Origin of the sequence: Butyrivibrio hungatei, from assembly GCF_001858005.1 — a bacterium.
GTDB lineage: Bacteria > Bacillota > Clostridia > Lachnospirales > Lachnospiraceae > Butyrivibrio > Butyrivibrio hungatei.
In genome coordinates, this window is sequence record NZ_CP017831.1 from 1,766,533 (window position 1) to 1,787,092 (window position 20,560).

A 20,560-nucleotide genomic window follows, 5' to 3' on the forward strand; every position below is an offset into this window, starting at 1 on the left:
GTTTTAATACGCACGCTCTTGCTAAGCGCAAACCGCATGCGTTTCAAAAGCTGCTTATGAGCATAAGAAAATGGCGTTTTTTTGAAATCGTTCAAACCCAAAACTTTACATGCAAAAATGGCAATCAAAGGCGAGTTTGTTTCAAAGAATTTAAAGTAAGAAATATAATGCCATGAACATAAAAATCCGAAGGATGAACAAAAATAAACTTCAGGCTGGCGGCCCCACCGCAGTTTACTGGGAAGTGGCAGGGCACGGCCCCAGGGAAACAGTTTGCGGCTCCCAAAACTGTGAATGGTAACGCTGATAAATAAAAAGAACTGGTGCAAAGCACCAGTTCTTTTATGTTAAACGTACCTGTTTAAGTTTGATATTACTCTTTTTCTTCCTTCTTTTTTCTGCCAACTAATGTCATGCATGAAGCAAGACCAGCAGCAATAAGGATAACGATAAATCTACCTGTATTATTTGTAGCATCTTCAGTTCTAGCACGTCTAGCACCAAGTACTGCCTGACCATTTGCAGCAGGATCTCTTCTAGCACCAAGTACTGCACCTGCAGGAGCTGCAGCTGGAGCAGCTGTTGTTACTGTGCCACCCTCTGCAGGAGGATTGTCCTCTCCGCCAACAGTGTAGATCTCAAGAGTACCAAATACTGTAGTAATGTTGTAGTTATCTGCCTTAGTGTTTTCCTGAAGTGTATATGTGAATGTGTTAGGAGTGCTTCCTTCACTGGAGATTGAACCAGTTACATTGTAAATTGCACCTTCCTGACCAGCTTCACCATTTGCAAATCCATCACCAGATACTGTAACAGTACTATTTGTAAGAGGTGATCCGTCCTGCTCTTTTCTGCCAGAACCAGAAGTAAGAATTACATTTCTCTTTTCTACTACAAGGTTACCGATCACTACTTCAGATGACTCAGGTTTTTCTTCTGCTTCATTTTCATTAGTTACTGTTGTGATGTTGTTCTCAACTTCGATTCTAACCTGCTTGCTAAGGTTAATCTCTTTACCATCGATAACAGCATCAACAGTCATATTATCTGAATTAAGAACAACAGGATATTTACCTACGTCAGTTCCTTCTCCGCCTGATACATAGAGGTTATCTACAGTAACTTCTACGCCATTTATCTTAACTGTTTCAGCATCTACCTTTGTTCCTTCAGGAGTTTCAGGTTCACTCTCCTCTGCATGAACTACAAGAGTACCAATGCTAGTTACATTTGATAAAAGTGAGTTAAGTCTATTTACAAGATCCTCAAGACCTGATGAACTCTCAGCATCAACATATACATGAACTGTAAGGTCAGCATGCTGCGAACTTCCGTTATAAGGAAGTACTGTGTCGCCACCATTTCCTTCAGCACCAAGGCGAACCTTGATAACAAATTTCTCTTCTCTATCTGTAACTACAAGATCACCAAACTCAGTTGCAATAGTGTAGTTCTCAGCCTTTGTTTCTTTTAAAAGACCTGATGCAAGGACATAAGTAAATTCGTTCTCCTCTTCACCTGTACCACCAACTTCTACTCTGCTTCCAGTAAATTCTGTCTTAGAAGCATCGATTCCTTCGCCAGAAACAAATCCTTCACCTGTTTCAGCGTTAAATGCTGTTGCTGTAATTTCTTTTGCATCTGTCTCGCCAGCCTCAACTCTCTCATCAGCTGTAAGAGCCTTGAGATCAAATTCCTTAGTAAGAGTCTTAGATGTAAGTGTTACTGTTCTAGGCTTGATCTTAAGAGATCCGTTTACAACAGTTACTTTTGTTGCTGCATCGCCGCCTGTTACAACCTTGCCATCCTTAACTGTTAATGAATATTCCTTACCAGTTTCAGTATTCTTGATCTTAAGAGCTGTTATCTCATTGTTACCAGGCTTGTTGTCACTTACGTTTGTTACTTTATTAGATGCAAGTGTAACATCAGTTACCTCAATGTTTTTAGATGAACTTGTGTAAGTGAACTTCTCTTCCTTGTCATACTCATGAGCTGTTCCATCATAGAACCATTCCTCGTCTAATGATGTAACAACTACGTCAGTACTAAAGTCATCACGCAAGTAGTAGATATTAAGAACTAACTGCTCACCATCTTCGCTTACTGTTCCTGACCAGTTACCAGCAACTTCTTCTGGAGCAACTGTATAAGTAACACCCTGCTCATCAACGATGTTTCTATCAAACATCATCTTAACGCCGCCTATTGCAGGGATAAGATAGCTTGAGATCTTTGAAGGCTTACTATTTTTATATACTTCTGGAGTAACACTCTTTGTTTCGCCATCCTTCAGCTTGATCGTGAATTCTTTCTGCATGATATAGTTAAGTGCTCCATCTGTGTAGAAAGAACCATCCTCACCCTGAACAATGAAATTAGCCTTAAATGTTACTTCATTATCCCACTGAGCATAAAGAACAATCTTATCATTTACTTTGATTGTCTTGTTATTATATGTTGTTCCATACCACTTTCCTGATCCATCAGCCTTTGTATTCCAGCCAACGAAGTTAGAATTTGAATTGGTAAACATATTGGCAAGTACGTCTGTTGTTGTTCCAAATCTAACCTTATTACCAGCAACTTCTGTCTTACCATCTAAAGTTTTTCCGCCGTTATTTGCATTGTATGTAACGTTAGCTGCTACATATCCATCAATATGTCTAGAACCACCTGACTGTCTCTTATATACGTACCAAACCACATCGCTTTCTGAGAAGTTAGAACCAAATGTGCTGCTTACATAAGCGTTGATCTTGTCCTTAACACCAGTATCATATGCCCAACCTGTGTACTCCTGGTTGATACCATTTTCCCAATTATAGATAGAAACATAACCATTTGAACCTGTATATGTAGGTGTCAAAAGATCAAAGTTCTTGGCTGAACCTTTCCAATCATATTTACCACTTTCTGGATAATAGTACTTTGATTCCTGTGGTCCAGCATTTGGTACACCTGCATAAGAATCCTTAATGATAAAGAATGCAAGGCTCTCTCTCTCTGACTTAGTAAACTTAGCATAAAGAGTCATATTAGCTGAAATAGCCTCAAGTCCATTAAACTTCTGAGTGCAAGCTTCATCTGTATAAATATCTTCAAGCTTATAGCCGTTTGCATAAGCTGATACAACATCAGATGCATCCTTGTAGGTTAAAGGCGTTCCTGAAAGATATGAAGTGCTTTCTCCAAGATCCTTAGTTTCAATATGTTTTTCACCTACATAATAAAGACCCTTAAATGATACATCATTAGTAGTAAATCTAAGATCAAGATGGTACTTGAAGCTTCCACCATCTGGGTGGCTTATAGAAGGACTATATGTGTAATCAAAAAGTGCTGTGAACTTAGAATTTGAATCTTTACCTATATCTCTCTGCACATATTTAAGATTTTCAGCAACTGTATTATTTGCGTTACCAACGCCACCATCTTTAAGGCAGCTCTTATCGATAGCCTTAACAGCATCTAATACTGCATTAAGGTCCTCCTCTGAAGTGATGTATGGAGATGTCTTTCCTTCAAAAAATGAAGCAGGAAGTTTGATAACACCTACTGGGTAATAGGAATCCCACTGAACATACTCAAGTCCAAGAATTGACTTGAACTGAGGATTTACAACAGATTTTCCAGATCCATCTGTGGCATATACTGGAATATAAACATCTTCTTCTCCCCAAACTGCATAGAGCTCTTTTCTTCCATTCTTTTCAACTACAATTGGATCTCCAGCCTTATACTGAGGAACCTTAGCATCTGCACTTTCAGACCAACCAAGGAATGTATGTCCCTCAAATGTTCCAAGGCCTGTATCCTTAATATCTTTTACAGTAAATGTAAATGATGTTGCATGTTCTCCTTCCTGCTTGTCAGCTACAGGTAATGTTGTAGAACCATCATTCTTGTTATAGATAAGATTTCCAACTACTTTAAACTCTTCTGTAAAGCTATAGTAATAGTCAAATCCAAAATAATCCTGAATATATCTGTGAGCATAGTAGCAGCTCTCGAAAGCCTTGGCATTTTCAAATGAAGTAGGCTCATAACGATATGTCTGTCCCTTATACTCAACTTCAAATACGATTGTATCTGTTGATTTAACTGATTCTGGAGCACCATTTACGCCAAGGTCAAGTCTGTACTCGTATGTTCCAAGTTCTGCATCATAACCATTGTAAGGACCTGTTATGCCCATGCTATACTTATGACCATTGACATAAGCATAGATTTTAGTAGATGAATCATTCTTGTAAAGTTTGAACTCTTCATCTGTAAAGCCAAGATCAAGATGCTCATATGTTTTATAAACAGCTTCTTTATAAACAAAAGTGACTTTACTATCAGATTTTATCTCACCAATCTTTTTATCAAATCCAAATTTCTCAACATAGGCATATACTTTTCCATCATCTACTTTGAAACGATCAAATTCTTCATCTCCAAGTTTTGCCATAGAAAAATCATAGCAAGAAATTGTAGGTGCCACTTCGCTGGTAGATATTTCATACAGATCAAGCAGACCAAGTGAAACTGTATGAGATACATCTTTACCAATGCTTTCTCCCTTTTCATTTACCATTGAAATAGTAATTGTATTTTTCTTATCCTTGCCGACCAGATGATATTCAATAAGTGTAAGTGTATAAATTGAGAAATGCTCAGCATCGAAACTGATCTCAGTCTCTGTAGAATTTTTGCTTCCTTCAGCAACCTTTTCTACATTCTGAACTTCTCCATCATTTTCTTTTACATGGTAAACCTCAAGGGAAAGATTCTTGTCACTAGCCTCATGAACCTGTTCGAATGTGACTCTTACATTTCCTTCTTCTGGCTGTACATTTTTGCCCTCGCTCTCAGAATAAATGTTGATATCATATGAATATGTCTTTTCAACATTTACATCAGAACCTGTCTCAGCATCAATTGCATCTTCGATCTTTTCTTCTAAAGATGTCTCGACCTTCTCAACACGAAGCTCTGCATCTGCAGGAAGAACACCCTTCTTTGCATAAAGAGAGATCTTGATTCCGTCGATCACTTTATCCTGATCAAATTCAAGCTCTTCTACGCTACTTGCAAGTGTAGCAGCATCTTCTGAAGCTTCAGTGCTTGCTACTGCACTAGCATCCTCACTTGAAGCCTCTGAACTTGCATCTACTGAAGCATCTACTGAAGTTTCTTCTGTGGATACCTCAGTGCTTTCTTCATTAGAAGTATTCTCTTCTGATGCGATTATATTAGTAGCTTCCACGCCACTTTCATCAGAAGGTTCTGTAACAACGCCTTCATTTGCATTGTCTACAGCATCGCTTTTCTCATTTACTTCTGAAAAGCTTTCAAATATATTTCCATCTTCAGTGTTATCAGTAGTTTCATTCATTTCTTCTACTGATCCAACCGCATATACCCTAGTGCTTGCAAGATCACTACTAAAAGTAGTAAGTATAAGCGCTAAAGCAAGTAAGAATGATAAAAACCTTTTAATTCCTTTGCACATTTCTATGCCTCCCTTTAATCTCATAAAAAATCCTTTTAAATTGTACTAAGAAGGCAATCATACAAATCATCATATTTTTATTTTTTTTGTAAAATTGTGATTATTTTCTAGAAATTAATGAAAAAAGCCACCTAGCAAAGCTAAGTGGCTAAATAATCTTTCATTAATATATATATTCAATTATCTTTATTCTCTTTCACATACTTCTTGATACCCTTAAAGGTCTCAGGACTTATGATGTGTTCAATTCTGCAGGCATCAGTTTCTGCGATAGTCTCATTTACTCCGGCAGTCATCATAAGGAACTTAGTAAGATTAGTATGCTTCTCATATACATGTTTAGCAGTTTTTAGTCCTTCTTCTGTAAGAATCAGCTCGCCATCATCTTCTACAGTGATAAGGCCGTTATCTTTAAGTATTCCTACAGCTCTTGATACTGAAGGACGTGAAAAATTAAGTTCATTAGCTACATCTATAGAGCGAACTGAACCATTGCGCTTCTTTAACAGATATATAGTTTCGATATAATCTTCACCAGATTCGTGCATAGTACTAACCCCTTTTCATCATTATATTTTTTATTATATTGCACGCAATCATTTTTTACAAGTAATTCTACTTGAGAAAAATATTTAAAAAGAAAAAAGCTGTCCATAAGGACAGCTTTTTAATTATTTAGCATATTCAGTTGCTCTGCTCTCTCTAATAATGTTTACCTTGATCTGACCAGGATATTCCATCTCATCCTCGATCTTCTTGGCAATATCACGAGCCATAAGCACCATATCTGCATCTGAAACCTGCTCAGGAACTACCATTACTCTGACTTCACGGCCAGCCTGAATAGCAAATGAGTGATCAACACCCTTAAAGCTATTAGTAATATCCTCGAGTTCTTTTAATCTAGATGTGTAAGTTTCAAGAGTCTCTCTACGAGCTCCAGGTCTTGCAGAAGAAATAGTGTCTGCAGCCTGAACAAGAACTGCTATAAGTGACTGAGGTTCAACATCTCCGTGATGTGCCTCAACCGCATTGATTACAATCTGAGATTCCTTGTACTTCTTACAGATATCAACACCGAGCTGGATATGTGAACCTTCAAGTTCATGGTCAACAGCTTTACCAATATCATGTAAAAGTCCGGCTCTTTTTGCTACTCTAACATCGAGTCCAAGCTCTGATGCAAGAAGTCCACAAAGCTGAGCTACCTCTACAGAATGCTTAAGACAATTCTGTCCATAACTTGTTCTGAACTTCATACGTCCTAAAATCTTGATAACTTCAGGATGAAGTCCGTGAACACCTGCCTCTATCGCAGCATTTTCACCTTCTTCTTTGATCTTAGCAGCAACTTCTTTCTGAGCCTTCTCTACCATCTCTTCTATTCTAGCTGGATGGATACGACCGTCTACGATAAGTTTCTCAAGTGCTATACGAGCAACTTCTCTACGTATAGGATCAAAGCCAGAAATAACTACCGCCTCTGGTGTATCATCAATAATAAGATCTACACCAGTCATTGTCTCAAGAGTTCTGATATTTCTACCCTCTCTACCAATGATACGACCTTTCATTTCGTCATTTGGAAGCTGCACTACAGAAATTGTAGTTTCTGATACGTGATCAGCTGAGCAACGCTGGATCGCATTAACAACGATCTCCTTTGCTCTCTTATCAGCTTCTTCCTTTGCCTCAGCTTCCATGTTTTTGATCATGACAGCTGATTCATGCTTTACATCATCTTCGACTATCTTTAAAAGATACTCTTTTGCCTGCTCGGAGGTTAAGCCAGAGATTTTTTCTAGTTCCTGTATTCTCTGTTCATTAAGCTTAGCAACCTCTTCGCTCTTTTTGCTGAGTGCCTCTTCACGGGCATTTAAACTCTGCTCTTTTCTCTCGATCGCTTCGGATCTCTTTTCGACATTTTCCTCTTTCTGCTGAACTCGACGTTCGCTACGCTGAACCTCGTTTCTACGATCCTTAACTTCCTTCTCAAGCTCGTTACGTGTCTTAAGTGCCTCTTCTTTGGCTTCTAGAAGTTTCTCACGCTTTGTTTCTTCAGCATTTTTGAGTGCTTCGTCAATAATTTTTCTTGCCCTTTCTTCAGCACTTCCAATCTTACTATCAGATACCTTCTTGTGATGTAACGTAGAAAGCATCCACGCTGCAATAAAAGCGACAAGAGCTGCTACTACTGCAATAATGACATAGTTCATTACAGGAGCACCTCCTTATTCAATTTTCATTGTACAATATTTTGTATAGCAGGTCCCCTCAGAGCCCACTTATATACAATTTTACAACACTTAAATTTTACCTTTAATAAAGTACAGTGTCAAGATATGTACATACAATAGACCAAGAAAAAATGCCTTAGTTCAGACTTTTAGTAAGAAAAATTAATTACGCTTTTAATTTTTTCTAAGGAAAAACCTCTTCTTAAAATAAACGCAATTATCTTTTGTTGTTCTTTATATTCCAAATCTTTTGAATAGTGCTTTTTTTGAAGAAGTGCCTCTATCTGAGATGCTTCTGGGTCCAAATCTTCATCCTCGTAGAGTTCTTCCAAGATTGGAATAAGTATATCTTTCTTTATTCCCTTGTTACTTAGGTCTTGTACTATCCTATTTTTGCTCTTAGTAGGCATATGATAAGTAATATAGTCTCGGGCATATCTTTCATCATCAAGGTAATGATAAGATTTTACATATTCAATTGCTGCATCTATAGCTTCTTGCGGATATAAGCCTTCAGATAACTTTTCTCTTAATTTAGCTTCTGTATAGTCCCTTTTTTGAAGAAGGTTCATAGCACGCTTTGTCGCTCTTTTTGGAAGAAGAAGAGAAATAATGGTCTCATATGTCTCATCTGATATTTCAGCCTCTAATTTGATGCCATATTCACGAAATTCGCCCTTATACATTACAAAGGCAAACTCTCCATCTATAAACACCTTACTTCTTTTTTTATCAAGCTCCAGGATATCACTAACGATCATCTACTTACTCCTCTTATGAAAATCGGTGACCCGAAGGTCACCGATACAGGTCATTATTTTGATGATTTTGTTTTCTTAGGTGCTGGAGCTTCCTCTTCTGCCTTAGGAGCTGTTACAGCGCCATTTACTGGAAGTCCATAGTGAGCTCTCACCTTAGCATCGATCTCAGCACGAATCTCTGGATTATTCTCAAGATAGAGCTTGGCATTCTCACGACCCTGACCAATCTTCTCACCTTCGTACTGATACCAGGCACCACTCTTATTAACGATATCCACACCAGCTGCAAGATCAAGGATGTCTCCTGTAGCTGAGATTCCCTTACCAAACATGATATCAAACTCTGCTTCCTTGAAAGGAGGAGCAATCTTGTTCTTAACCACCTTAACTCTTGTTCTGTTACCGATATTCTCACCGTTCTGCTTGATAGCCTCGATACGACGAACATCCATACGAACTGATGAATAGAATTTAAGAGCACGTCCACCAGTTGTTGTCTCAGGATTACCAAACATAACACCAACCTTCTCTCTAAGCTGGTTGATGAATACTACTGTACAATTTGACTTACTGATAACAGCTGTAAGCTTACGAAGAGCCTGTGACATAAGTCTTGCCTGAAGACCTACGTGAGAATCTCCCATATCGCCATCGATCTCAGCCTTAGGAACAAGAGCTGCAACAGAGTCTACAACTACAATATCAATAGCGCCTGAGCGAACCATTGTCTCTGTGATCTCAAGAGCCTGCTCACCACTATCTGGCTGTGAGATATAGAGGTTGTCTACATCTACACCAATATTCTTGGCATATACAGGATCAAGAGCATGCTCAGCATCGATAAATCCTGCAATTCCGCCTCTCTTCTGAACCTCTGCGATCATATGAAGTGTAACTGTTGTCTTACCACTGGACTCAGGTCCATAGATCTCTATAATTCTACCCTTTGGAATACCACCAAGACCAAGCGCGATATCAAGGCTTAATGATCCTGTAGGGATAGTCTCAATATTCATAGTATCAGATGAATCACCAAGCTTCATTACAGCTCCCTTACCGAACTGCTTCTCAATCTGTCCGAGAGCTGCCTCTAATGCTTTTTGTTTTTCTTCTCTTTCCATACTAATCTCCTTCTCAAAAGAACATTCGTTCTATCCATGAATTTATAGTAAAACAAACGTTCGATTATGTCAATAAATATTTTTTGATTTTTTACTTTTGAAATCTTCAGCAGAATCACTGTAAGAATCAAAGAATCCCCGTAGAACACACACAAGTCATTACTCAGAAAGAGCAATGACTTGTTTAATTTATCATAAATATTTTTTTATGTCAAAAATAAGCTTCCCCCTAGACTAATCCATTATTAGTTGGTTGCACTCATATCATACTGTCTGCAAAGTGCACTATATTCCTGATTGATAAGCTGAACCATATCATGGTCTCCACTTATGTTATCAGGATGGAACATCTTCATAAGATCCTTGTATCTCTTCTTGAGTGTAAGTGGTGTATTGGCACCTCTAAAGAGCAGATCAAGGGCGTCATACTCATTTTCTCTCTGATAGACTTTCTCACGTTCAAGTCTGCAATATTCTGTCTCAAGTCTCCTTCTGTCATTGTTAAGCTCATCAAAGCCATTATTGAGTATTTTGAGCCTCTGCTCAAACAAAGCTTTGTCATTATTTAATTTTTTTTGTGCATTTTCAAGCTTTCTTTCAGCCGCATCCATCTTTTCCTTAAAAGCTATCTCATCAGCTTCTAACTTAGCATAACGTTCTGAAAGAGCACTTTCATGATTCTCTAAGCGAACACTTTCCTTAAAAAGCCATACTCTTAACTCGGCAAGCTCATCTTTACTGCCGTTTAAGATAATTTCTTCAAGATTTCTTCTCTCGTCCATAAAGGTACCCCTGCCTTTCTGGATTACTTTTCCTCATTCTCCGGAAAAGCAATATCTACTGCTGATTTGTCATCCATGATTTCTTCTTTTTTTGAAAAACGATCCACAATATCAGGTACGAGATCTAAAACCTTTGTTACTGCATCCTGGTTTTTGATATTAACTAGCTTGGTAGATCCGTTCTTTATAACAAGGACTGCGCTGGGAGACATCTTTGCACCAAATCCGCCTGCGCCGCCATCCTTTTTATCTGCATTTGTTGAACCTGCTCCTACACCAAAAGAAACATCTACAAGAGGAAGAATGATAGTATCTCCTACCTGAGTTGCCTCTCCAACTACTGTCTTTGTTGCAAGTATAGAATTCATTCCCTTTAAAAGGGATTCAACAACACCACTAAAATTTGATTCTGCCATATTAACCTCCAGCTTATCAGGATTTCATGATCTTCTTGAATCTCCTGATCACTTTTTTCACATCTTTATTAAAATAGCAAACAGCTACACAATACACTACTGTAAAGCATGTTATATGGCCCTTTAGATGAGCCTTAAGTCCAATAACACTCTCTTCAAAAACAGGGTCCATATAAACCTTACCTGCAAGCACTGGATAAAGTGCTCCATAGGCTGCCATAACCTCTGCTGTCTGAGCAGGATCCCCTGTTCCAAGTGTGATCCTTATATCTGTTTTGTCAGGTAGGATCATCTTGACAAGCTTTATGATCTTGCTTTTTACAAGGGCATATGCTCTTTTAAATATATCATTTTCAAGCGTGGTTTTGATCATATCTATCTTACCACAAACTCTAGATATTGTATATTGTATTTTCGAAAACACATTTTGTGGCGTTTCGATAAGTTTTTTCACAAAATCTATGATCTTCCAGATGACATCCAGAAAGCTTTTGGAATCATCCCCATCCACATCGTCAGATGTGGTCTCTTCCTTTACTTCATGAGCCTCGTCTGGCTGCTCTGATTCAGTGCTTTCAGATACCTCTATATCTTGTTCCTGTAAAGCTTCCTCATTTTGAGGTTCTTCATGCTCCTCTTCTTTGGGCTTGTCCTCCATATTACTCATTTCGATAACACCCTCAGAAGGTTTGTCCTCAATATCTTTATCGGCCTTTTCAGAGGTCTTTTTTACTTTTCCTGGGAACACTTGGATCCCCAAAATTTTCACTTCAAACTCTTTTTGCTTGGGATACGTGATCCCGGCATTTATATAATGCAAAAGCCAGGTAAATCTGGCGTTTAGGAACATCTTTTCCATGTCAAAGCCGCTTTGCAGCTCGGTTCGAGGTATATCAATATCCAGTTTGTATCTAAGTGGTACAAATAAAACCAATAGGATAATGGCAATAAGCAGTGCTAATATCACAAGTAATACTATGCCAATTATCTTTAATACTGTCAGAATTCCCGCCAACATATGTTACTCCGTTATTCTCTGTCAAGATACGCCAGTAGCCTGCCTTCATATCCATTCTGAATTGCCTCATCAGATATCTTTACTACAAGTTCTAGCGCTTCATCATAGCTTTTGGCAACGCCATATATCATGACCGGATGCTCAAGATAATAAGACTGTTTTAAAAAGGCACAGTGAATGATATCAAGCTGGTCTCTGTCATTCATAGATCTTGTGATGCAGAAGATATTAAACTGTCCTCTTCCGTGTACAAGCCGCCATTTTATAAGAGAATGTTTTTTTAATGAACTTCCCCAGTAAAGATTTTTGTAAAAAATACAAAATCCTCTTTTTTTCATAAAAATATATGTCTCCCATGTGCAGAAAATCTATTCAAAACAAGGATTTTATATTAGAATAAATCCATGATAAGTATATCACATGACGGAATGATATGGAGAACTAAATGAAAGCAGTCGCTAGAATGGAATTAAAGCCCGGTATGATCACCGCGGAAGATATTCTTAATTACAAAAATGAGATCATTGTTTCTGCCAATACTAAAATAACAGAAAACATCATCAAAAAACTTGCCAGACATTCTATAATGGTAGTTCAGATCAAGGAAGAATCAGATTTTATCACTACTCACTTTGAGAAAGTCAGACAGAGTGAAGGTTTCAAGAAATTTGAGTCCACCTATAATATTTATTTCCCTGTATTCAAAAATCTTACGCTTACATCTGTAAACAACAGACAGCCTATCAACATGGGTCAGCTGATGGAGGTTTACAGAAATATCATAGTATGCGCCAAAAGTGGTGAGCTCCTTTTGGATTACCTTTACAACATGCTTCCAAGTGAAGATGATCTTATCTATGCTCACTGCCTGAACTCAGCACTTATTGCCAGCGTGTTTGGAACATGGCTTGGTCTTTCAAATAAAGATATAGACCTTCTCATATACTGCGCTTTTGTTTACGATATTGGTAAGCTCAGTATTCCATATTCTATTTTGTGGAAGCCAGAAAAGCTCACCTCTGAAGAATATAGACTTGTTATGCAGCACACTACTATAGGACACGATTTCCTTGCTTCATTAGGAGGATTTGATGAGCATGTATTAAATGCCACGCTTCAACACCACGAAAGATGTGATGGCACTGGTTACCCAAAAGCTCTTAAGGATCAAGAAATAGACAGATTTGCTAAATATATAGCTATCATTGACACCTACGAAGCTATGACTTCACCAAGAGCCTACAGACAAAAGCTTCACCCATTCCAAATCATAGCCAACTATGAAAATGAAGGTCTGACCAAATATGACTATGCATCCATTAAATCAATACTGTCTCACCTTGCTAACTCACAGCTTGGCTTTAATGTCCAGCTAAATAACGGCAAGATCGGTGAGATCATATTAATAAATGAGAGAGCGCTCTCACGCCCTCTCATTAAAATGAACGATGATTCACTTATAGATCTTTCTACCAGAAATGATCTGTTTATCATATCAGTATTCTGATCATTCTACTCCAAAGTATGCATCGAATATTCTCTTTGCAATTGGAACTGCGTAGCTTCCGCCACTTCCTGCGTTCTCTACTATGATAGTGACACATATCTCAGGATCATCAGCTGGAGCATACCCCGTAAACCATGCATGTGAATCTGAATAAGAATTAAACTCTGCTGAACCGGTCTTTCCTGCTGCTGTGTAGGAAAGGCCTTTTAATTTACTTGCCGTTCCCTTAAGAACCACCTGTTCCATCATATCTCTAAGTATCCCAGCTTCTTCACTAGAAATTAGTCTCTTTACCTTTTCTTCCTGGAACGTATCTACTACTTTTCCATTGGCACATTTAACCTCAGAAATAAGATAAGGTTTCATGAGCACGCCATCATTAGCAATGGCTGATGTGATCATATTGATATGAAGTGGTGAAACTGCTGTTGTTCCTTGTCCAATAGATAGCTGCATCACATCTGCTGTTGACATGCCTGCAGTATATTCAGCACTACTCTTTGAATATCTAAAGTCAACAGGAAGGTCCTGCCCAAACATGAGCTTATCCAGGGTATCATTAAAGGTCTTTTGATTAACAGAAAGACCTATATTGGCGTAGGAAGAGTTACAGGATTCAGCAAAAGAGCCATAAAAATCCAGGTTTCCATGATTCTCTCCGTGATAACATGAAATCACGTCGCTCCCTTTAGCAAATTTACCATTACAGCTAAATCTATACTGGGTATAATCTGTAGGATGCTCCGTAAGATACGCTATTGAAGTTACTATCTTAAAAGTAGATCCAGGTGGATAAAGCCCCTGAGTTGCTCTATTTAGGAGCTTTGCGTCTCCTGATGTATCTTTTAACATGTTATCCCACTCTGTCGCTACTGTATTAGGATCAAAGTCTGGCTTGGAAACCATAGCAAGGATCTCACCTGTTTTAGGATTAGTTACAATGATAGCGCCTTTTCTGGAAGCCAGTGCATTGTAAGCAACTTCCTGAAGATGAGTATCAAGGGTTGTGATAACGTTGTCACCAGGGTACTTCTGACCTGCTTTATCAAGCGCTGCCTTCTCCGACAGTTCAATACTTGTGTTTATTAGGTAATAATTGGCAAACTCCTCTATTCCGGACTTTCCATTTGTTGAGTAACCTACTACATGAGCAAACTCTTTTTCATAGGGATATACTCTTTTTTCTTTGCCTTCAGCATCAAGCTCTGTAGTTGCCAGGACTTTGCCATCTCTAGATAGTATGTCGCCTCTTTTATTCTTGGCTGTCAGTATCTGCTGTCTTGTATTGTACTTGTTATTCATAAACTCCTGCTTGTTTGTATAGGAGTAATAACAGATATATCCAAGCATTAATGCAAACAAAAGACAATAAACGATCGATAATACTATGATCGGATATGATCTTATTCTTTTTTTCTTTTTAGTCTCGCTGCGAAGCTTTTCTTCTCTCATTATCTCTTTGCCTTTTAATACGTTCTATTGCTTCTTTCTTTTCATCGGTCCTGATCATACTGATTCCTTCAACTATCATGATCATTATGATAGTAACAAGGACAGAGGATCCACCGTAGCTAACAAAAGGAAGTGTGACACCTGTTAAAGGAATGAACTTAGCTCCACCTCCGATAGTTAAGAAAGTCTGGAAAATATAAGCCACTCCGATACCGCATACCACAAGCCTGTAGTATTTGTCACGAAGAAAATATCCTATCCTCATGATTTCAATAAAGGTGCTGACGCAGATAAGTGCCATCATCACGGCAAATATAACTCCAAGTTCCTCTGCTATAGCTGAAAAGATAAAGTCCTGCTCAACAAATGGTATCGAGGAAGGCGAGCCACCATATAGACCAACTCCGAACCATCCGCCGCTGCTTATACCGAACAAAGACTGTGATACCTGATAGCCTGAGCCTTCGATATCAGTGAAAGGATCCATCCATGCCCGCACTCTCACCTGAACATGAGAAAAATGCTGATAAGCTACTGCACTTGCAAGAGTTGCAAAACCAAGCCCCATTGCAAGATAGCCTATATTCTCTGTTGAAATATAGATCATGGCAAGGTATATCACAAAGAAAATAAGCGCACTTCCAAGGTCTTTTGACAAGACCAGAATGATAACGTGCACAGCTGCCACAAATGAAGTAAGTAAGAGCTGCCATATATTTTCTGAGGAATAAAGCGCACCTGCCATAAAGAAAAGGAAAAGTATCTTAACTACTTCGGATGGTTGGAATGTAACACCGCCAACCGTGTATGAGATCTTAGAACCGTTTGTAACAGCTCCAAGCAAAAGAACCACTCCAATTGCTGTAACGCCAAGTGCCGCATATATCCATGTAAACTTCTTGAGAAAATCAAACTTAAAAATGATCTCTGGAACAAAAAAACCTATAACAAAGGATGCAACTATGATAAAGAACTGTCTCACCGCTCTGTCGTAGGAAAGCCTTGTTAAAATGATCATTCCTATCATAAGAAGCATGCAGCTATTGTTGATAATTAGCCTGTTGCCTTCGGGATAAATGATATAAAAAAGCATTATCACCGAAGCAAATATTATGATCTGAAAAGCGAAGAAAAAAAGATAGACTGCTTTACCAGTTCTAGCCATTATCTGCACAAAACATGCGATCTGAACCGCAAACATCAGTATGATCTGTCTGGCATACAGCCATTTTCTCTTTTCTTCATTCTTAAATCTAAACGCCATGAAGGCCTCTAATGAATATAGAAAAAGAAGTCCTGCAATGACGTATTTTGATATTTCAGTAATATAAACTTCCATCTATTTACTCTACTCCGCGCTTAAAATGTCCTGTCGTATATTCTGCATTTTCAAAAATGTCAGACACACTCTCACTCTTTAAGCTATCAAGATAATAGCTGATGATATCTGCACATTCTTTTTGACTCTCAACAGACATATCTATTCTGTAATGGTCAAAGCATCCCGCATCCTGTATGTTTGTAAGCTTCTTGTGAAGAGAAGTAGGATGTGCATTCCAGATTATATTATAACAATCAAGGCAATTAGTAGTGATCTTAAGCTCATTGTCCATTCTGTCATAAATTGAAAGTTTCTCAGAATGCAGTTTATTCTGAAAACCGCTACAGGTGCCAAGCGTCTTCTTAACACAGCCGGCACTTATCATCATAGGTGTGTATCCATAAATATTATAGGTTTCAGGAAGACCTGTCTTTTGTCGTACCTTTTTAGAAACCTCTTTAGCCTCGTGGAATGTAAGTTCATAAGGAATCGATGCCTCACAAGCCAGATCTTTAAGCATTTCAGCCGCCTGCCCATTCCAAATATAGATTCCATAATCAAGAATAACTTTGCCAGAAAACTTTCTGTCATGCAAAAGTCCAAGCTGTTCAAGGTTTCTGACTAGTACTCCATCAAATCCCTTATCTCCAAGTGAATCTAAGATACGCTCTATCTCAGAGACGCCATCATACTGCTCAGTTCTTGTCATATATGGAAGCGCCACCATAAGCTCTAGTCGGCCTCGACTTGAAGGAGTGTTATCAAGAGACTGATATAGATTACTGTCAACGTAGATCCTTGTAATATCGCTATACTCATCAGCTTTTTTAAGTGCCACTTCAAGCTGATCCTTTGTAGTCACAAGTATATGCACGTCTCCCTTTACATTCTCCGGAAGGCTTTCTTTTTCATTAGCCTGACTCTTACCATAGTCTTTTTTGACCGTTTCCACATGTTCATCTGTTAAAAGAGCTTTCTCCAGTTCTTCACACAAAGCTCTTCTGAGCTCATTTAACTCACTAACAGGCACAAATATTCCCGCACCATTTCCTTTATCATCAATAGATATAGAAATATTCTCAGCTTCAAAAGGAGTATTTCCAAGTCTTGAAAGCTGCTTGTATACGCTCTCTTTATCCATAGGCCGCTTCGATGCAGTCTGAACCTTACTACCTCTGATCTCCTTAACTATGTGCTCTGCTCCTTTAAAGGCAGACATAGTGATATATATATCCTCATCAAGTGAAAGCTTACAGTCAATATCACACTTGATCTTAAGCTCTCCCCCAAGAAATCTGTCTTTGATATCAGCAAGTACAGCATCAGATGTTCCGTTATAGGCTGGAGAAGCCAGTGTCACCATGTCTTTGCCGTTATGCTTGTGGTAATAGCCCTGACTTATCTCTGTTCTTAGATATAACGATCTTAAGATCTCCATATCTTCACGGGAAATCTCATGTTTTTTATCTGGTTCCTTATAATATAGGTCAATATACTTTCTATAAATATGAGTTACACCTGCGGCGTACTCAGGCTTTTTCATTCTGCCTTCGATCTTAAAAGAATCAATGCCTGCCTCAATAAGCTCTGGAATCAGATCCACTGTGCACATATCTTTAAGACTAAGTGGATACTGCTCTTTATTTTTACCAGTAAGATCTGAGCGATAAGGAAGTCTGCAAGGCTGAGCACATCTTCCTCTATTGCCACTTCTGGTGCCGACCATACTGCTAAATAAACACATTCCAGAATAGCAATAACACATTGCTCCATGAATAAAGGCTTCTACTTCTATGTCTGCTTTATGCTTTATGCTCTTCATCTCAGAAAGGCTAAGCTCTCTTGCAGGAACAACTCTCACGCAGCCAAGTTCCTTTAAAAGCTTTGCTCCATATACACCAGTAACAGTCTGCTGGGTACTGCCGTGAAGCTCTATTTCCGGAAACTCATCTCTTATGAGCTTCATAACTCCAAGATCCTGAACAATAACACCATCAAGCTTCTTTTCAGCAAATGGAAGCATGAAGTCGTATACTTCTCCATACTCTCTTTCCTTAACCAGAGTATTAACTGTCATGTAGATCTTTTTTCCATGTAAATGGGCATAAGAAATGGCATCCAGAACCTGCTCTTTGTCAAAATTGTCAGCATAGGCTCTGGCTCCAAATTTAGAACCGCCAAGATAAACGGCGTCAGCACCTGCATTAAATGCTCCCACCATTGTTTCATAGCCCCCAGCAGGGGCAAGTAATTCAACCATAATAATTCCTATCTATAAATCTCACTAATGAAAAAGGCTGTCAAAAGACAGCCCTCAAAGTCTCATTTCTTTGCACTCTTGACCTGTGTCTCAAGCTGAATGATCTTCTTAGATGAATCATCAAGCTTAGTCTGGAGTGACTTACTATTTTTCTCTGTGTTCTCAAGCTTCATCTGAGTTGCAATAAGCTCATGCTTGATATCGTACAATTCTTTTTCTTTTTCGGAAAGCTGCTCTTCCATAAGCTCGATCTGCTTCTTGGACTTAAAATAGTCATCAGCAATGTTAAGCTGTAAAAGAACATTCTGTGTATCAATAGGCTGTCTCTTAAAACCATCAATCTTGTTGTATTCGGATATCTTGTTGTTAATATATGAAGCAACCTTCTGAAGATACTCCTCGCTCTCATATCCGCTAAGAGTAAATACTTTTCCGCCTATAATTACTTCGGTATCTGTCTTAGATGCCATCTATCTTTCCCCCTCGTAATTGCATGGTAAAATTATAAATCACAGAGACTTTACTTTTCAAGTCCTAAATGTGTAAGTGCAAGATCCGTGACTACACGGCCTCTTGGCGTTCTATTGATAAGTCCATTCTTGATAAGATAAGGCTCATAGACATCTTCTATAGTGCCTGCATCTTCGCCTATCGCAGCTGCCAAAGTATCAAGTCCTACAGGGCCGCCGCCAAACTTATCGATCATTGTCATCAAAAGGTTTCTATCTGTATGATCAAGTCCCATCTTGTCAACGTCCATAAGATCAAGAGCCACATTAGCAACCTTCTCAGTAATAACGCCGTCATATTTAACCTGAGCAAAATCCCTTACTCTCTTAAGGATCCTGTTAGCAAGTCGCGGCGTTCCTCTACTGCGTCTTGCCATCTCTTTTGCTCCATTGGCATCAACCTCAACTCCTAGAATCCCTGCAGACTGCATGATGATCGTACAAAGTTCATCGATATCATAGAATTCCATCCTGTGGATCATTCCAAATCTGTCACGAAGTGGTGCTGATAGCATACCTGCCCTAGTAGTAGCACCTATTAGTGTGAAGTGTGGAAGGTCAAGCCTTATAGATCTCGCGGTAGGCCCCTTTCCGATCATGATATCAATGGCATAATCTTCCATTGCAGGATAAAGAACTTCTTCTACCTGCCTGTTAAGTCTGTGGATCTCGTCAACAAAAAGGATATCACCTTCCTGAAGATTATTAAGGATTGCAGCCATATCACCAGGTTTTTCAATTGCAGGGCCACTGGTGATCTTGATATTAACGCCCATCTCATTAGCTATAATACCTGCAAGAGTTGTCTTACCTAGTCCTGGAGGTCCATAAAACAGCAAATGGTCAAGACTTTCGCCTCTTCCCTTTGCAGCCTCAATATAGATCTTAAGACTTTCCTTAATTTTCTTTTGTCCTATGTAGCTATCAAGACTCTTTGGACGAAGGGAACCTTCTATCCTTGAATCTTCTATATTAGCTTCTGCATCAATTCCCCTTGATGTTACTATCTTTCTTTTTTCCATACTTATCAAAAACTCTCCAGTAGTAATTATCAGAACATTTCCTTAAGTGCCTTCTTAAGAAGTACTTCTGTATCAGATGCTGCATCAGGATCAGTTGAAAGAACTTTTCTAACTGCCTTAACTGCTTCTGATGAATTATAGCCAAGAGCCACAAGCGCTGCCACAGCTTCATCCTTAGAAAGAGCTGCCTCACCAGACAGATCTTCACTACCGGCAGATCTGTAAGAAAGCATATCATCTTCTGTAGCCTTTATCTTATCCCTAAGCTCAAGAGTTATCCTCTCAGCTGTCTTTTTTCCTATTCCAGGTGCCTTGGCAATAGAAGCGCTATCTCCTGCGATGATCGCAAATCTAAGATCATCAGGACTCATAACAGATAAAATAGAAAGGCCACCCTTAGGTCCAATCCCATTAACAGTAATGAGCATCTTAAATAAATTCAGCTCATCTCTAGATAAAAATCCAAATAATGTAAAAGCATCCTCTTTTACATTAGTATATGTATAAAGCTTAACAACTTCTCCGATACCAGGCATCCTATCCATAGTATTGCCGGAGATGTTCACATTATATCCAACGCCATTAACATCTATAACAGCATTACCCTCTTCAATATTTTCAAGGATTCCATTAACATATGCTATCAAGCCAAAA

The 20,560-nt window shown here is 38.7% G+C and carries 16 protein-coding genes; 1 reads left to right on the forward strand and 15 read right to left on the reverse strand.

The genetic code is table 11. The annotated features are described in order from the left end of the window. Positions 1 to 373: 373 nt before the first annotated feature. The 9 genes from bhn_RS08255 to bhn_RS08295 all read right to left on the reverse strand — a co-directional run bounded on the left by bhn_RS08255 (position 374) and on the right by bhn_RS08295 (position 12,173). The gene (locus bhn_RS08255) at positions 374 to 5,500 is read right to left on the reverse strand and encodes an InlB B-repeat-containing protein (protein ID WP_161487311.1); all 5,127 of its coding nucleotides are present in this window, start codon (positions 5,498 to 5,500) and stop codon (positions 374 to 376) included. Between the two features lie 176 nt (positions 5,501 to 5,676). Then, positions 5,677 to 6,048: a metal-dependent transcriptional regulator gene (locus tag bhn_RS08260; protein ID WP_071176247.1), complete on the reverse strand. Its 372-nt coding sequence runs from the start codon at positions 6,046 to 6,048 to the stop codon at positions 5,677 to 5,679. Positions 6,049 to 6,171: 123 nt separating this feature from the next. Next, positions 6,172 to 7,716: a ribonuclease Y gene (rny, locus tag bhn_RS08265; RefSeq protein WP_071176248.1), complete on the reverse strand. Its 1,545-nt coding sequence runs from the start codon at positions 7,714 to 7,716 to the stop codon at positions 6,172 to 6,174. A gap of 170 nt (positions 7,717 to 7,886) precedes the next feature. After that, a complete protein-coding gene (locus bhn_RS08270) occupies positions 7,887 to 8,498 on the reverse strand; it encodes a regulatory protein RecX (protein WP_071176249.1) in 612 nt (203 codons plus the stop codon). 53 nt (positions 8,499 to 8,551) lie between these two features. Continuing rightward, positions 8,552 to 9,619, reverse strand: coding sequence for a recombinase RecA (recA, locus tag bhn_RS08275; protein WP_071176250.1), 1,068 nt, complete (start codon positions 9,617 to 9,619; stop codon positions 8,552 to 8,554). 245 nt (positions 9,620 to 9,864) lie between these two features. Beyond that, entirely contained in the window at positions 9,865 to 10,401 is a 537-nt protein-coding gene (locus bhn_RS08280; RefSeq protein WP_071176251.1) for a J domain-containing protein, read from the reverse strand. A gap of 23 nt (positions 10,402 to 10,424) precedes the next feature. Then, complete coding sequence (locus bhn_RS08285) at positions 10,425 to 10,817, reverse strand: GerW family sporulation protein (RefSeq protein WP_071176252.1); 393 nt, start codon at positions 10,815 to 10,817, stop codon at positions 10,425 to 10,427. 16 nt (positions 10,818 to 10,833) lie between these two features. Continuing rightward, entirely contained in the window at positions 10,834 to 11,835 is a 1,002-nt protein-coding gene (locus bhn_RS08290) for a hypothetical protein (protein ID WP_071176253.1), read from the reverse strand. A gap of 11 nt (positions 11,836 to 11,846) precedes the next feature. Next, positions 11,847 to 12,173, reverse strand: coding sequence for a hypothetical protein (locus tag bhn_RS08295; protein WP_071176254.1), 327 nt, complete (start codon positions 12,171 to 12,173; stop codon positions 11,847 to 11,849). Between the two features lie 107 nt (positions 12,174 to 12,280). Here bhn_RS08295 and bhn_RS08300 point away from each other — a divergent pair, with 107 nt between their 5' ends. Beyond that, positions 12,281 to 13,342, forward strand: a complete 1,062-nt coding sequence (locus bhn_RS08300; protein ID WP_071176255.1) for an HD-GYP domain-containing protein — start codon at positions 12,281 to 12,283, stop codon at positions 13,340 to 13,342. Here bhn_RS08300 and bhn_RS08305 read toward each other — a convergent pair whose 3' ends face one another. The 6 genes from bhn_RS08305 to ruvA form a co-directional block, all read right to left on the reverse strand. Then, positions 13,343 to 14,794, reverse strand: coding sequence for a peptidoglycan D,D-transpeptidase FtsI family protein (locus bhn_RS08305; RefSeq protein ID WP_071176256.1), 1,452 nt, complete (start codon positions 14,792 to 14,794; stop codon positions 13,343 to 13,345). It lies immediately after the preceding gene. Beyond that, positions 14,763 to 16,133, reverse strand: a complete 1,371-nt coding sequence (locus bhn_RS08310) for an FtsW/RodA/SpoVE family cell cycle protein (protein ID WP_071176257.1) — start codon at positions 16,131 to 16,133, stop codon at positions 14,763 to 14,765. Before bhn_RS08310 ends, bhn_RS08305 begins: the two co-directional genes overlap by 32 nt. Positions 16,134 to 16,137: 4 nt before the next feature. Beyond that, positions 16,138 to 18,375, reverse strand: coding sequence for a peptidase U32 family protein (locus bhn_RS08315; RefSeq protein ID WP_071176258.1), 2,238 nt, complete (start codon positions 18,373 to 18,375; stop codon positions 16,138 to 16,140). A gap of 62 nt (positions 18,376 to 18,437) precedes the next feature. After that, complete coding sequence (gene zapA / locus bhn_RS08320; RefSeq protein ID WP_071176259.1) at positions 18,438 to 18,845, reverse strand: cell division protein ZapA; 408 nt, start codon at positions 18,843 to 18,845, stop codon at positions 18,438 to 18,440. Positions 18,846 to 18,895: 50 nt separating this feature from the next. Then, positions 18,896 to 19,906, reverse strand: a complete 1,011-nt coding sequence (gene ruvB, locus bhn_RS08325; protein ID WP_071176260.1) for a Holliday junction branch migration DNA helicase RuvB — start codon at positions 19,904 to 19,906, stop codon at positions 18,896 to 18,898. 29 nt (positions 19,907 to 19,935) lie between these two features. Next, positions 19,936 to 20,553: a Holliday junction branch migration protein RuvA gene (gene ruvA / locus bhn_RS08330; RefSeq protein WP_071177480.1), complete on the reverse strand. Its 618-nt coding sequence runs from the start codon at positions 20,551 to 20,553 to the stop codon at positions 19,936 to 19,938. Between the last annotated feature and the right edge of the window lie 7 nt (positions 20,554 to 20,560).